Raw genomic sequence first — 15,280 nt, forward strand, 5'->3', positions numbered from 1 at the left:
CGGAAAAGCGAGTAATGGAAAAATAAGTATAATTCTGTAAAATACAATTATAGTAAAAACAATGCCCTTATCGAAATAAGGGCATTTTTGTGCAGTTTTGTTTAAATTTTGGTCTTTGTGCAACTGCTACATAATACCGCGAAAATTTCTGCAAATTTGACCGCTTGTTTTACCTCCAATTCGTTCAAATTAACATCCTTACAACATTTAGCTAATTATTATTCCATTTAGTTATTTGAAGCCCGCATAAATTTCTCTAATAATTCGAAAAAAACACAACATCATATATTTTATCTATTAATTTTCTCGAATTAAGAGGGTTCCTACTATGTTAAAACAATTATCAGTGATTGCAGTTTCTGTGATTGCACTTGCAACATCAGCAACTTCGTTGGCTAAAGAAACGTTACTCGAAAGAATTAATGCCAAAGGCACGATTATAGTCGGTACAGAAGGTACTTATGCGCCGTTCACTTATCATGATGCAAGCGGTAAATTAACCGGTTATGATGTGGAAGTAACTCGTGCGGTTGCAGAAAAATTAGGCGTTAAAGTTGAGTTTAAAGAAACCCAATGGGATGCAATGTTAGCTGGTTTAAAAGCGGATCGTTTCGATTTAGTGGCAAACCAAGTAGGTTTAACCACACCGGAACGCCAAGCGACTTTTGATAAATCAGAAGCGTATAGTTGGTCTGGTGCGGCGTTAGTTGTGCGTAACGATGAAGAAAAAATCAAGCAGGCATCGGATGTTAAAGGCGTAAAAACCGCTCAAACATTAAGCTCAAACTACGGCGAATTAGCGCGTGATAACGGTGCGAACATTGTGCCGATTGACGGTATGGCGCAAGGCTTATTGCTCATTCAACAAAAACGAGCGGATGCAACTTTCAACGACAATCTTGCGTTATTAGATTATCTGAAGAAAAATCCGAAATCAGGTTTAAAAATTGTTTGGGAATCACCTGAAAAAGTGGGTGCCGGTTTAGTGGCGAACAAAGGTAACCAAGAAGCGTTAAACAAAATTAGTGCGGCAATTGTTGAGTTACAAAAAGACGGCACGTTGAAAAAGCTCGGCGAGCAATTCTTTGGTCGTGATATTAGTATGAAATAACTCAATACGTTCGGACTCTTTGAAGCAAGCGGTCTAAATCTGCAAATTTTTAGCAAATTTAGACCGCTTGTTTTTCTTTTTAGATTATTTAGACGTCTAAATGTATATATTTCTATCTATATCCCTTAGAATTTCATTAAATCAATTTTTATTAGGATAGTTTGTGTTAGAAAATTTATTACTGCAAATTCCATTTATGGATGAGGCACGTGTGAAACTGGTGATGGATGCTTTCTTCCCAATGGTTGAAGCGGCGGTCTTAGTTTCGATTCCGCTTGCAATCGCTTCTTTTATTATCGGTATGGCAATTGCGGTCGGTGTGGCGTTGATCCGAGTTACCCCAGTAAATGGTATGTTGCATCGCATCGCACTTGCGATTGTGAAAGTGTATATCTCGATTATTCGAGGCACGCCGATGTTGGTGCAAATCTCGGTGGTGTTTTACGGCTTACCGGCGATCGGTGTGTATATTGATCCGATTCCGGCGGCGATTATCGGTTTCTCGCTGAATATCGGTGCATACGGTTCGGAAACCGTGCGTGCGGCAATTTCTTCCGTGCCGAAAGGGCAATGGGAAGCGGGTTATACAATCGGTATGACTTATATGCAAACCTTCCGACGGATTATTGCACCGCAAGCAATTCGAGTCGCAGTGCCGCCGTTAAGCAACACTTTTATCGGCTTGTTCAAAGATACTTCATTGGCTTCTGTGGTAACAGTAACGGAAATGTTCCGTGTCGCACAACAAATGGCGAATATGTCTTACGATTTCTTGCCGGTATATATTGAGGCGGGTTTAATTTACTGGTGTTTCTGCTGGGTGCTTTTCTTGATTCAAGCAAAACTCGAATGCCGCTTTAACCGCTTTGTGGCGAAATAATGGTTAACCACGGAAAACAAGATGATCAAAATTAGCAATATTCATAAAACCTTTGGCGACAACACGATTTTACGAGGCATTGATCTAGAAATTAAAAAAGGTCAAGTGGTGGTGATCCTCGGGCCTTCCGGTTCCGGTAAAACTACGTTTTTACGCTGTTTAAATGCGCTAGAAATGCCGGAGCAAGGCACAATCACGTTTGACGGTTCAGAGCCGTTAAGCGTGGATTTTTCAGCAAAAAATATCAAAAAACAGATTCTTGCCTTACGCCGTAAATCGGGTATGGTGTTCCAAAATTACAACTTATTTCCACACAAAACCGCATTGGAAAACGTGATGGAAGGCCCGGTATTTGTGCAAGGCAAAAAGCCAGAACAAGCCAAAGCGGAAGCCGAGAAATTATTGGCAAAAGTCGGTTTGTCCGATAAAGCGCAGCTTTACCCGTTCCAACTTTCCGGCGGTCAGCAACAGCGGGTCGGCATTGCACGTGCGTTAGCGATTCAACCGGAACTGATGTTATTTGACGAGCCAACTTCGGCACTCGATCCGGAATTGGTACAAGACGTCTTGAATACGATGAAAGAACTGGCGGTAGAAGGCTGGACAATGGTGGTAGTGACCCACGAAATCAAATTCGCATTAGATGTGGCGGATGTAGTCGTGGTGATGGACGGTGGAGAAATTGTTGAACAAGGCTCACCGGCACAGCTCTTTCAGAATCCGCAACACGAACGTACCAAGCGTTTCTTACATCAAATTCGTGCGGATTAACCCTTATGACAAGCGGTTTAAATTAGCAAAAATTTTGCAATTATCGAGAAAATGCATAAAGAGTTTTATTCTAAATAGCATATCTATAAATGTGATAAGGGCGAACACTGTTCGCACTTACAAATTTTTATTTTAATGATAAACGGATAATTTGTGTTTTATCTCCTTCAATACCAAAATCATTATCATTAATTAAAAGCCATTCCGTAGGAGAGATAATAGCTAATCCTTCAATTTTAGAGGGAAAATCAGCCAGATTATCCGTATTAACAACTAATTCTTTATTAACAGCTTTTTCCATTGCATTCGGATCAAGTTTAATTTTATAAAATTTTGTTGTTTTACTGATACGTTCTAAAATAATTAATTCATCCTCACTAGTGGCTACCATTTCACTAATTTTTACATCATTTTGAATGCGTGGTTTCTTAGCGTTGTCTTTAAGAAATGTTTCCGGAGTATCCAATTCATATAACCACTGTCCGTTGATTGTTTGTGACGGAATATCCATAGAATATAATGTGATCATCCGTTTTTCTGAGTCATAAGGACTTTGCAACATAAAAAAGAGCGTTTTTTCATCTTTGCTTAAGGCAATGGACTCAAAGCCACGATTCAATTGACGATTTCTTAATTCGGAGGGTAAATTTTCCGTCACCGTATAATCCGCTCCATTTAATTCGGATTTTACGCCTTTCGGAACAAAACGATTTTTAATTGTGCCATTTTTATCGGCATAAATAATACTCGGACCATATTCATCTGCTAGATAAAATTCGCCTGTTTGCGTAACGACTAACGCTTCGGTATCAAAGCCGTTTACATCATCGTTGAGTATGTTTTTCTTAATATCATAAGCTGTTTCAGTATTGGGATTGGATATACCGGAAGCCATTTTCCCGGATTGGGTTTTCAGAGGGATTTTCTCTAGGATCTGTGCCGGGGAATGATTATTTTCGGAAAGTTTCAAGCGATAAATTGTCGGTGTGAAATCAGGGATGGGGAAAACTTTTCCCTTTGAGCAATATGAACTGCCTAAAATTTTAAGACTATCTCCACAATCAATATTCGGTCCCCTATCCGTAACGGTATAAAAAATATCCGCAGGATCATTAGGGCGATGAAATGCGCTGCTACCAATGCCCACGGATAAAGTTAAGCGTTTTTCTGAAGTAGCTATCGAACCAAGCTCTTCATTAAAAAATGAACTGTTATAGGTGTTGGCCATAACAATACTCGGTACACAAATAAATAAAGCCAATTTTTTCATATTTTCCTCTATTAGTGTATTTACTAAGCGTAAACACCTTATCAGTCTTTAATGACAAAAATGTGACTATTTTTTAATATTTATTGTTTTTTCTATACGGCAAGTCGTAAAAATTTTGCAAATTTAAACCGCTTGTTCCATTTATCTGATCATTTCCTTAGTCATTCCTTTTACGCTCGGCAGTTTTTTCCACTTCCTCAATCTGTTACACTAACCGCCAATTTTGATTAACTAAACTGCAGACTTATGGCTCAAGATCTTTCTAAACATACCCCAATGATGGTGCAATATTTGCAACTTAAGGCGCAAAATCCCGATATTTTGTTGTTTTATCGTATGGGCGATTTTTACGAATTGTTTTATGACGATGCGAAAAAAGCGGCGGCGTTGTTAGATATTTCTTTGACTAAGCGAGGTGCTTCGGCAGGTGAGCCGATTCCGATGGCGGGCGTGCCTTATCATGCGGTAGAAGGCTATTTAGCCAAATTAGTCGCATTGGGCGAATCGGTAGCGATTTGTGAGCAAATTGGCGATCCGGCAACCAGCAAAGGGCCGGTTGAACGTAAAGTGGTACGTATCGTTACCCCCGGTACGGTGAGTGATGAAGCGTTATTACCGGAACGGCAGGATAATTTAGTCGCAGCGATTTACGAAGAAAAAGGCGTGTTTGCGATTGCCACGCTGGATATGGCTTCCGGGCGTTTTTTAATTACCGAATTATCAAGTAAAGAAGCACTCGCTGCCGAATTACAACGCTTACAACCGGCGGAAATTTTATATGCGGAAGATTTTTCTGCTGCTGAAATTTTGAATAATTATAAAGGTTTACGTCGCCGTCCGGTGTGGGAATTTGAGTTAGTCACCGCAATTAATTTATTAAATCGCCAATTCGGTACGCAGAGTTTAGCCGGTTTCGGAGTGGAAAAAGCCGTAGTGGCATTATGTGCGGCAGGCTGTGTTTTACACTATGCCCAAGAAACACAACGCACCGCCTTACCGCATATCAACAGTATTCATCTGGCGCAAAATAGTGACACTATTTTGCTGGATGCGGCAACTCGTCGTAACTTAGAATTGACCCAAAATTTAGCCGGTGGAACGGAAAATACTTTAGCGGCGGTATTAGATAAATGTGTCACGCCAATGGGTAGCCGTTTGCTGAAACGCTGGATTCATCAACCGATTCGTGACTTAGAAAAACTGAAAAAGCGTCAAGATATAATTGACACTTTACAACAAGAGCAACGTATCGAACAGCTGCAACCGTTATTACAAAATGTAGGCGATATGGAGCGAATCCTTGCTCGAGTGGCATTACGCTCGGCTCGCCCACGTGATTTAACTCGTTTGCGTACCGCATTGGCGCAATTGCCTGATATTGCAAAAAATGCGAAAAATTTGACCGCTTCACTTGATGCACTTGTGGCACAAATAGGCGATTTCAGTGAATTACACGCTTTGCTTGAGCGTGCGATTATTGAAACGCCTCCGCAGTTGATTCGTGATGGTGGTGTGATTGCGGAAGGTTACAATGCGGAGTTGGACGAATGGCGAGAGCTGTCTGCCGGAGCAACCCAATATTTGGAAAATCTCGAAATTCGAGAACGAGAAGCGACCGGTATTGATACGCTTAAAATAGGCTTTAATGCGGTACACGGTTACTATATTCAAATTAGCCAAGGACAAGCTCATAAAGCCCCGATGCACTACGTTCGCCGCCAAACCCTGAAAAATGCCGAACGCTATATTATCCCCGAGCTGAAAACCTATGAAGATAAGGTTCTGAAAGCAAAAGGTGCGTCATTGGCATTAGAAAAACAACTTTATGATGAGTTGTTCGATTTACTTATGCCACGTTTGGGGGAATTGCAATTAGCGGCAATGGCGTTATCCGAATTAGACGTACTGACCAATCTTGCCGAGCGAGCGGAAAGTTTGAACTATGTGCGCCCGATTTTCAGCTTACAACGAGGTGTGAATATCAAAGGCGGTCGTCACCCAGTGGTGGAACAGGTATTGAAAGATCCGTTTATTGCTAATCCGGTATTCTTAAACGCACAACGTCATTTATTGGTGGTAACCGGCCCGAATATGGGCGGTAAAAGTACCTATATGCGTCAAATCGCATTGATCAGCTTAATGGCGTATATCGGCAGTTTTGTGCCGGCGGACAGTGCGGAAATCGGTGCGTTAGACCGCATTTTTACCCGTATCGGCGCAAGTGATGATTTAGCCTCGGGCCGTTCAACTTTTATGGTGGAAATGACCGAAATGGCGAATATTTTGCATCAGGCAACCGAAAACAGCTTAGTGTTGATCGATGAAATCGGGCGTGGTACTTCCACTTATGACGGTTTATCGTTGGCATGGGCGTGTGCCGAATGGCTAGCCAAGAGAACCCAATCGCTTACCTTATTTGCGACGCACTATTTTGAGCTGACCAGTCTACCAAGTCAGTTAAAAGGCGTGGCGAATGTGCATTTGGATGCAAGAGAACATCAGGATTCCATCGTGTTTATGCACAGCGTACAAGAAGGTGCGGCAAGTAAAAGTTACGGTTTGGCAGTAGCGGCGCTTGCCGGTGTGCCGAAACAGGTGATTCAATTGGCGAAACAGCGTTTAGCGCATTTGGAAGAAATCTCATTACAAACCAAAGAGGCGCACGACAACCCGCAAGGTGATTTATTATTCGGTGCTGATTTGCAAGAAACGCCGCAAATTCAACCGCTTGTTGTACAACAAAGTGAACTGGAAAAAGCATTAATGAGCATCGACCCAGATGAACTCACTCCTCGCCAAGCGTTGGATGAGTTATATCGTTTGAAGAAATTAATTGCTTAAAGGAAAAGAACTAGACGCTAAGTCTTTTAGATACAAGCGGTTGTATTTTTATAAAAATTTGCAAATACGACCGCTTTACTTTTGTCTATTTGTTATATTGCAACGAATTTGTGTTAAAATTTAACGTTTGTATTTTAGTAGTAAATTTGAAAGAGAACTGAACGTGGAACAAAATTTAGTCGAATTTTTAACAAAAACTTTAGATGATTCAAAAGCGCAAGATATTTTAGCGATTGACGTGCGTGGTAAATCGAGCATTACCGATACTATGATTATCGCAACCGGTACTTCGGTACGTCACGTGGCTTCAACCGCAGATCGTTTAAGCGCAGAAGCAAAACAAGCGGGCTTTGAAGTATTTGGCGAAGAAGGTAAAGTGGTGGCGGATTGGATCGTGGTCGATTTCGGTCAAGCGATTGTGCATTTATTACAAGCGGATGCCCGTGAAATGTATCAATTAGAAAAACTTTGGGCATAACTGTCATTTTTGTGGTAGCACAATGAAAATACAACTAATTGCGGTCGGGCAAAAAATGCCGGATTGGGTAAAGGTCGGTTTTGAAGAGTACCAACGCCGTTTCCCGAAGGATATGCCGTTTGAGCTGATTGAGATTCCCGCCGGTAAACGTGGCAAAAATGCGGATATTAAACGCATTTTAGAACAAGAAGGCAAAGCGATGTTAGCGGCAGCCAGTAAGGGAAAAATTGTGACGTTGGATATCCCGGGCAAACCTTGGACAACCGAACAATTGGCGAGCCAATTGGAAGCATGGAAAAATGACGGACGAGATGTGTGTTTGTTGATTGGCGGGCCGGAAGGACTTTCGCCGGAATGTAAAGCAGTAGCAGAACAAAGTTGGTCGCTTTCACCTCTAACCTTACCGCACCCAATGGTGCGAGTAATCGTAGTGGAAAGTTTATATCGTGCGTGGTCACTGACAACAAATCACCCTTATCATCGAGAATAGCTTGATCTCGAATAGACATGGAAAAAAATTCTAAAATTTTGACCGCTTGTTCCGTTCGCTAGAGAACAAAATGAGATAAACAATGTTTGGTAAACTCGGAAAATTAACTAATCCAAAGCCTCGTGAAAAAGTGCGAGATGGGCAAGCGGAGAGTAATCTGTTTGCCCGTCGTGCATTAGTCGCATTTATTGGGGTATTGGCGCTTACGGGCGTGTTATTAACCAATTTGTATCATTTACAGATTGTGAATTATGACGATTACCAAACTCGCTCTAACGGCAACCGTATCAAATTACTCCCAGTTCCGCCTACCCGTGGTTTAATTTATGACCGCAACGGTAAAGTATTAGCCGAAAATATCACCTATTTCGGGCTTTATATCATTCCTGAAAAAACTGAAAACTTAGAAGAAACCTTAGTTGAATTGCGAGATGTGGTTGGGCTAACCAATGAAGATGTGGAAGCGTTCCGCAAAGAGAAAAAACGTACCTCTCGTTATACACCGATTTTATTAAAGGGCAATTTAAACGAAGAGCAAATGGCACGTTTTGCTGTAAACCAATATCGTTTCCCAAGTTTAGACGTACAGGCGTACTACAAACGTAATTATCCTTACGGAGAGACCTTAACTCATATTCTCGGTTATGTAGCGAAAATCAATGAAAAAGATAAGAAAAAGCTCGAAGAAGAGGGTAAGTTCGGTAATTATACCGGTTCGCACGATATGGGCAAATTAGGCATCGAAAAATATTACGAAGACCAATTACACGGACAAACCGGTTTTGAAGAGGTAGAAATCAATAACCGAGGCAAAGTGATTCGCAAATTGCGTGATCAACCGGGCGTTGCTGGCAGTAGCATTCGCTTAACCATTGATGTTGAGTTACAACAATATATTCAGAATTTGTTGGGCAACCAAAAAGGCTCGGTCGTCGTGCTTGACCCTCGTGACAGCAGCGTATTGGCGATGGTAACCAATCCAAGCTATGACAATAATTTATTTGTCGGCGGCGTATCGGGGGCTGACTATAAACGCTTATTGGAAGACCCCGCTCGTCCGTTATATAGCCGTGCCACGCAAGGGACTTATCCTCCGGCTTCTACGGTAAAACCGTTTTATGCGGTAATGGGATTGGCAGAAGGCAAAATCACGCCTTATGGTGCGATTTATGACCCAGGATTTTGGGTATTGCCCGGTACAACACAGCGTTATCGAGATTGGAAAAAAGGCGGTCACGGTTCAACCAATGTGAATAAAGCGATTGCCGAGTCTTCCGATACATTCTTCTATCAACTTGCATATGATACCGGTATCGAAAAAATGTCGGAATGGATGCGTAAATTCGGTTTCGGTCAGAAAACGGGTATCGATATTTTTGAAGAATCTGCCGGCGTATATCCGAATCGTGAGTGGAAACAACGCCGTCATAAAAAACCTTGGGTACAAGGCGATACCATTCCGGTGGGAATCGGACAAGGTTACTGGATTGCAACACCGTTACAAGTGGCAAAAGCACAAGCGATCTTAATTAATAACGGTCGTGTTAATACGCCGCATTTGATGATGGAAGTGATCAGCAGCGATAAAGTCGAATCGTATAAAGACCCACTTAAGTATGAAGATATTAAAGGCGTGCCGGAGCGTTTCTGGCAAGTGGCGAAATTCGGGATGTACAACGTAATTAATGCGGCAAACGGTACCGGACGCAAAGCAGGCGGTTCATTCTATCGTGCTGCGGGTAAAAGTGGTACGGCGCAGGTATTCAACTTAAACGGCGGTAAATACAATAAAAATGCGTTGAAAAAAGAGCTGCACGACCATGCGTGGTTTATTAGTTATGCACCGTATGAAGATCCGAAAGTTTCGGTGGCGATTATTTTAGAAAATGCGGGCGGTGGCGGTTCAAATGCCGCACCGGTGGCGCGCCAAGTGATGGATTTTGCATTAAGCAAAACGCTAAAAGAACCGATTGGAACGGCAGAACAGCCGTTGCAAAATATTGAGCAAATTCAACCGCTTGTAGACGAGCAAGGAAATACTCACAATGAATAGTGGCTTTAAAAAACTTTTTTGGAAAATTTTTTCTCTCGACTTATGGTTATTGCTAGGTCTGTTATCAATCACCGGTTACGGGCTGTTAGTGCTATACAGCGCTAGTGGTGGAAGTGAGCGAATGTTCTCTAACCGAGTGATTCAGGTGACGCTTGGGTTGGGAGTTATGTTTTTTATGGCAATGATTCCTCCTCGTTTTTATGAGCGAGTTTCGCCTTACCTCTACTTAGCCTGTATTGTGATGCTGATATTGGTGGATTTGGTCGGTGAGACCAGTAAAGGGGCGCAACGTTGGCTGAATTTGGGCTTTGTACGTTTCCAACCGTCAGAAATCGCTAAGCTTTCCGTACCGCTGATGGTAGCAACTTTTCTGGCAAAACGTGATTTACCGCCAAGTTTGAAAGACACCTTTATTGCATTGGGTATTATTATCGTGCCAACCTTATTAGTAGCGGCACAGCCGGACTTAGGTACTTCGATTTTAGTCTGTGCCGCCGGTATTTTCGTGCTGTTTTTAGCCGGATTAAGCTGGAAATTAATTAGCGCCGGTGTGTTTTTTTTAGCCGGTTTTATTCCGATTATGTGGTTCTTTTTGATGCACGATTATCAGAAAACCCGTGTAATGACCTTAATTGCCCCGGAAAAAGACCCGCTTGGTGCCGGTTACCATATTATTCAGTCGAAAATTGCGATCGGTTCGGGCGGGATTAACGGTAAAGGCTGGATGGAAGGTACTCAATCGCAGTTGGAATTTTTACCTGAACCGCATACGGACTTTATTTTTGCGGTGTTGAGCGAAGAACACGGTATGATTGGTATATTGATCTTATTAGCGATTTATTTGTTTATTATTGCTAGAGGATTGGTCATCGGTGCTAAGTCGGACGGCGCTTTCGGACGCTTGATTTCAGGCGGTACATCCCTGCTATTCTTTGTTTATGTATTTGTAAACATTGGTATGGTGAGTGGTATTTTACCGGTAGTTGGTGTACCCTTACCGCTGTTTAGCTATGGGGGAACCTCCTATGTGACCCTAATGGCTGCGTTCGGATTAATGATGTCAGCCTATGTTCATCGTAAGCGTGCGTACACAAATAATCCTTACAGCAAACTTTAGTCAGACTTTACAGACTGATTTATAAAGTCTAAACCTTTGCTTTTTTGCGGTATCAAAAAGCACATACAAGAGCAGTTATCTATCAAAAGAAAGATAAACAGCCACCACAAGATAATCCTGTTTTGTGGGCAAAACACATCGTTACACAGTACGATATCTAAATGAGGAAAACTTATGCGATTAAGTAAAATGGTAACCCTGTTGTTAGCTGGATTCTTAACATTCGGATCATTGAATTCTGTTGCAGCAACCAAACACGCAAAACCTAGAGCAGTAAAGAAGTATTTAATTGCTAAAACTGCAAAAAAATCAGTAAAACAGACCGTTTTAACCGCGAAAGCGAGAGCGCATAAAGCTTCACTTGTTAAAAAGAAGTCGCTTAAAGAATTACATAAAAATACTGCACGTAGCCACTATCAGTCTGGCATTGCAAGCTACTATGCAGATAAATTTAACGGGCGCCGTACCGCAAACGGCGAAAAATTTAGCAATTCAGCGATGACTGCAGCGCACAAAACGTTGCCGTTTGGCACTTTAGTAGAAGTGACCAATATGCGTAACGGACGTTCGGTCGTGGTTCGAGTAAATGATCGAGGGCCTTATGTACATGCCCGTGTTGTGGATTTATCTAAAGCGGCAGCGCGCCAATTAGGAATGCACCACAGCGGGATAGCTCGCGTCAAATTAGCAGTGCTAAATAAAAACAAGAAAAATACCCAAGTAGTAAGAGAAGAGGGCTAATTGTTTAGCTTTTCTTGCATTAGGTTTATTGAGCAATCAACAAACCCTTGCTTACGTTATGTAACCTGTCATTTCCTGAAGGATTGGATGCTTTTATATGAAAAAAACATTATTTAAATCAGTAGGCCTTTGTGCTTTAGCTTTCTCCCAATTTGCCGTTGCTGACGCAAATGTGGATTTTGGTATTTCGGCACCGCAATTAAATGCGCAAAGTTATATCTTAATGGATTATAACTCGGGCAATGTTTTAGCAAGTTTAAATCCTGATCAGCGCCAATATCCGGCATCGTTAACCAAAATGATGACAAGTTATGTGGTAGGTGATGCGCTTAAACAAGGTAAAGTGAAAAACAGCGATATGGTGACGGTGACTGAGAATTCTTGGGCACAAAAATTCCCTGGCTCATCATTAATGTTTTTAGATTTAAATACGCAAGTATCGGTTGAGGATTTAATGCGTGGTTTGATTATTGTGTCAGGTAATGATGCTGCGGTGGCATTAGCAGAACATACTTCAGGTTCACAGCAAGCATTTATTGACCAAATGAATAAATTTGCACAGCAGTTTGGTCTTAAAAATACCCACTTTACTACTGTACATGGCTTAGATGAGCCAAACCAATATTCTTCAGCACGTGATATGGCAATTATCGGTGCGCATATTATTCGTGATCAGCCGGAAGAATATAAGATTTACGCTGAAAAAGAATTTAAATACAACATTAAAAAACCACAACCAAACCGCAACGGTTTATTGTGGGATAAAACAATGAATGTGGACGGTATGAAAACCGGTCATACTAGCCAAGCGGGTTATAACTTAGTTGCATCGGCAACTAACAGCAATACCCGTTTGATTTCGGTAGTAATGGGTGTAGGAACTTATAAAGGCCGTGAAGTTGAAAGCAAAAAATTGTTACAATGGGGCTTTGCAAACTTTGAAACGATTAAGTCTTTGCCAGCAGGTCAAGCGGTTTCTGAACAAAGCGTTTACTACGGTGAAGCAGACAAAGTTCAGCTCGGTTCAATTCAAGACAGCTTTGTTACCGTACCAAAAGGAAAAGCTTCAGAGTTAAAAGCTCGCTATGAACTTGAGCGTAAAAACCTTGAAGCACCGTTAGTGAAAGGTCAAGTCATTGGTAAAGTGATTTATCACTTAGATGGTAAAGACGTTGCAAGCAGTGATTTACAAGTGCTACAAGATGTGCCTGAAACGGGCATTTTCGGCAAAGCATGGGACTGGGTCGTATTAACGGTTAAGAGTTTATTCGACTAATTTCTGTTAGCTTGTAATATTCAAAATCGCCCCCATATTCAGGCGATAAATTAACAAGCGGTGTGATTTCGCAAAAATTTTGCAAAATCACACCGCTTAGTCTTAATATCAAAAGAGAGAAAAGGATATAAATATGACACAATCAAGAACAGTAAACCTACAAGATTTACCCCAAGCAAAATTAAAAGATTTATTAGAATTTCCATGTTCATTTACATTCAAAGTGGTGGGGACACATCGTGAAGATTTAGTGGATGACGTAGTGGCGGTCACACAAATTCACGCAAAAGGTGATTACAACCCACGTCAGCAACGTAGTTCAAAAGGCACTTATAACTCCGTTTCAATTGATATTATTGCAGAACATATTGATCAAGTTGAAACGCTCTATACTGAGCTTGCTAAAATTGCCGGTGTGAGAATGGTTTTATAAGAACCCTTTTTCCGGACGGAGATAATTTCATGAATCAACTCATCATTCGCCAACTTGGCGTGCAACCGTATGAAGAAATCTGGCACAAAATGCAAGATTTCACCGATACTCGTGATGAAAATACCGCAGATGAAATCTGGCTCGTCCAGCATCCGGCGGTATTTACTCAAGGTTCAGCCGGTAAACCGGAACATTTGCTCAATCCGACTAATATTCCTGTGGTGCAAACCGACCGTGGCGGGCAAATTACCTACCACGGTGAAGGACAGCAGATTATGTATGTGCTGATTGATATAAAACGCTTAAAAGCGCAAGGTAAAGAGGTTTCGGTGCGAGATTTGGTGACCGCTTTGGAGCAATGTGTGGTAAAAACATTGGCGGATTATGGGATTGAAGGTTATCCGAAACCGGATGCGCCGGGTGTGTATATTGACGGTAAGAAAATTTGTTCGTTAGGGTTGCGTATTCGTCAAGGACGCTCGTTTCATGGTTTAGCGTTTAATGTGAATATGGATTTAACGCCGTTTAGAAATATTAATCCGTGCGGCTATGCCGGATTGGAAATGGCACAATTGAAATATTATATTGCGGAAGCAGAAGCACAGTGTGATTTGGTTGCCCCTAAATTAGTAGCTCACTTTTGCAACATTTTAGGTTATAATGTTCAACAAATTGTTAACAAATGATGTTCGTAAGGCATTTGCCCGTTAATAAAAAATTATCAGAATTGTGAGTTCTGTGTAGGGCGGGGTTTATTCTCGCCCTTTAAAATTGCATAGAAAGGGATAGAACTTAATGACAACTGCTACAGGCACCAAGCCTACAAAAATGGAAGCATTTAAAATGGAGCGTGGCGTTAAATATCGCGACGCAGCCAAAACTTCTGTAATCCAAGTGCGTAATATTGACCCTGACCAAGAGTTATTACCAAAACCAAGTTGGATGAAAATTAAATTACCGGCAGCTTCGGCAAAAATTGATAGTATCAAACACGGTATGCGCCGCCACGGCTTACATTCTGTGTGTGAAGAAGCGTCTTGCCCGAACTTGCACGAATGCTTTAACCACGGTACGGCAACTTTTATGATCATGGGCGCAATTTGTACCCGTCGTTGCCCGTTCTGTGATGTTGCACACGGTAAACCGTTACCGTTAGATTCGGAAGAACCGCGTAAAGTAGCGGAAACCGTACAAGATATGAAGCTAAAATATGTGGTAATTACTTCGGTTGACCGTGATGATTTAGCTGATCGTGGTGCGGCACACTTTGCTGCCACTGTACGAGAAATCAAAGCATTAAATCCGGAATGTAAAGTGGAAATTTTAGTACCGGACTTCCGTGGACGTGTAGAACAAGCGGTTGCAATTTTAAAACAAAATCCGCCGGATGTGTTTAACCATAACCTTGAGAACGTGCCGCGTTTATACCGTGAAGTGCGTCCGGGTGCAGACTATAAATGGTCGCTTGAGTTACTTAAAATCTTCAAACAAGAATTCCCAGATATTCCGACAAAATCAGGTTTAATGGTCGGTCTTGGCGAAACCAATGAAGAAATTTTAGAAGTAATGCAAGATTTACGTGATCATGGTGTAACGATGTTGACTATCGGTCAGTATTTACAACCGAGTCGCCATCACTTAAAAGTAGAACGTTATGTTCCGCCGGAAGAGTTTGATATGTTCCGTGATGAAGCGGAAAAAATGGGCTTTGAACATGCAGCTTGTGGCCCGTTTGTTCGTTCTTCATATCACGCTGACTTACAAGCGAAAGGCGAATTAGTTAAATAATCGCGCCATATAGATAAAGCCCTCTCTTTGT

Annotated in this window: 14 protein-coding genes; 13 read left to right on the top strand and 1 reads right to left on the bottom strand. The window is 41.7% G+C overall.

Features of this window, described 5'->3' with window-relative positions; all coding sequences use genetic code 11:
* Positions 1 to 328: 328 nt before the first annotated feature.
* From HMPREF0027_RS00160 to HMPREF0027_RS00170, 3 genes are all read left to right on the top strand, one after another.
* Positions 329 to 1,111, top strand: coding sequence for an amino acid ABC transporter substrate-binding protein (locus tag HMPREF0027_RS00160; RefSeq protein WP_005621018.1), 783 nt, complete (start codon positions 329 to 331; stop codon positions 1,109 to 1,111).
* A 163-nt stretch (positions 1,112 to 1,274) separates the two neighbouring features.
* Positions 1,275 to 1,991, top strand: a complete 717-nt coding sequence (locus tag HMPREF0027_RS00165; protein ID WP_005621020.1) for an amino acid ABC transporter permease — start codon at positions 1,275 to 1,277, stop codon at positions 1,989 to 1,991.
* Between the two features lie 21 nt (positions 1,992 to 2,012).
* Entirely contained in the window at positions 2,013 to 2,762 is a 750-nt protein-coding gene (locus HMPREF0027_RS00170; RefSeq protein ID WP_005621022.1) for an amino acid ABC transporter ATP-binding protein, read from the top strand.
* A gap of 127 nt (positions 2,763 to 2,889) precedes the next feature.
* Here HMPREF0027_RS00170 and HMPREF0027_RS00175 read toward each other — a convergent pair whose 3' ends face one another.
* Positions 2,890 to 4,032, bottom strand: a complete 1,143-nt coding sequence (locus HMPREF0027_RS00175) for an esterase-like activity of phytase family protein (RefSeq protein WP_005621024.1) — start codon at positions 4,030 to 4,032, stop codon at positions 2,890 to 2,892.
* Between the two features lie 246 nt (positions 4,033 to 4,278).
* Between HMPREF0027_RS00175 and mutS the strand changes: the two genes are divergently transcribed.
* The 10 genes from mutS (at position 4,279) to lipA (ending at position 15,249) form a co-directional block, all read left to right on the top strand.
* Positions 4,279 to 6,873, top strand: a complete 2,595-nt coding sequence (mutS, locus tag HMPREF0027_RS00180; protein WP_005621025.1) for a DNA mismatch repair protein MutS — start codon at positions 4,279 to 4,281, stop codon at positions 6,871 to 6,873.
* Positions 6,874 to 7,036: 163 nt separating this feature from the next.
* Positions 7,037 to 7,351 (top strand): ribosome silencing factor, encoded by a 315-nt coding sequence (gene rsfS / locus HMPREF0027_RS00185; RefSeq protein ID WP_005621027.1) that lies wholly within the window; start codon positions 7,037 to 7,039, stop codon positions 7,349 to 7,351.
* Positions 7,352 to 7,373: 22 nt separating this feature from the next.
* Positions 7,374 to 7,841 carry a 23S rRNA (pseudouridine(1915)-N(3))-methyltransferase RlmH gene (rlmH, locus tag HMPREF0027_RS00190; RefSeq protein ID WP_005621030.1) on the top strand — a complete coding sequence of 156 codons (468 nt, stop codon included), beginning with the start codon at positions 7,374 to 7,376 and terminating at the stop codon, positions 7,839 to 7,841.
* A gap of 82 nt (positions 7,842 to 7,923) precedes the next feature.
* A complete protein-coding gene (gene mrdA, locus HMPREF0027_RS00195) occupies positions 7,924 to 9,894 on the top strand; it encodes a penicillin-binding protein 2 (RefSeq protein WP_005621032.1) in 1,971 nt (656 codons plus the stop codon).
* Positions 9,887 to 11,011 carry a rod shape-determining protein RodA gene (gene rodA, locus HMPREF0027_RS00200; RefSeq protein WP_005621033.1) on the top strand — a complete coding sequence of 375 codons (1,125 nt, stop codon included), beginning with the start codon at positions 9,887 to 9,889 and terminating at the stop codon, positions 11,009 to 11,011. The genes mrdA and rodA overlap by 8 nt, the downstream gene beginning before the upstream one ends.
* 174 nt (positions 11,012 to 11,185) lie before the next feature.
* Positions 11,186 to 11,752 (top strand): septal ring lytic transglycosylase RlpA family protein, encoded by a 567-nt coding sequence (locus HMPREF0027_RS00205; RefSeq protein WP_005621034.1) that lies wholly within the window; start codon positions 11,186 to 11,188, stop codon positions 11,750 to 11,752.
* A gap of 97 nt (positions 11,753 to 11,849) precedes the next feature.
* Positions 11,850 to 13,028: a D-alanyl-D-alanine carboxypeptidase family protein gene (locus HMPREF0027_RS00210; protein ID WP_005621035.1), complete on the top strand. Its 1,179-nt coding sequence runs from the start codon at positions 11,850 to 11,852 to the stop codon at positions 13,026 to 13,028.
* Between the two features lie 133 nt (positions 13,029 to 13,161).
* Complete coding sequence (gene ybeD / locus HMPREF0027_RS00215; protein ID WP_005621036.1) at positions 13,162 to 13,461, top strand: DUF493 family protein YbeD; 300 nt, start codon at positions 13,162 to 13,164, stop codon at positions 13,459 to 13,461.
* A gap of 29 nt (positions 13,462 to 13,490) precedes the next feature.
* Positions 13,491 to 14,147, top strand: a complete 657-nt coding sequence (lipB, locus tag HMPREF0027_RS00220; protein WP_005621037.1) for a lipoyl(octanoyl) transferase LipB — start codon at positions 13,491 to 13,493, stop codon at positions 14,145 to 14,147.
* Between the two features lie 109 nt (positions 14,148 to 14,256).
* Entirely contained in the window at positions 14,257 to 15,249 is a 993-nt protein-coding gene (gene lipA / locus HMPREF0027_RS00225) for a lipoyl synthase (protein WP_005621038.1), read from the top strand.
* Positions 15,250 to 15,280: the final 31 nt, after the last annotated feature.

Source organism: Actinobacillus ureae ATCC 25976 (genome assembly GCF_000188255.1).
Taxonomy (GTDB): Bacteria; Pseudomonadota; Gammaproteobacteria; order Enterobacterales; family Pasteurellaceae; genus Actinobacillus; species Actinobacillus ureae.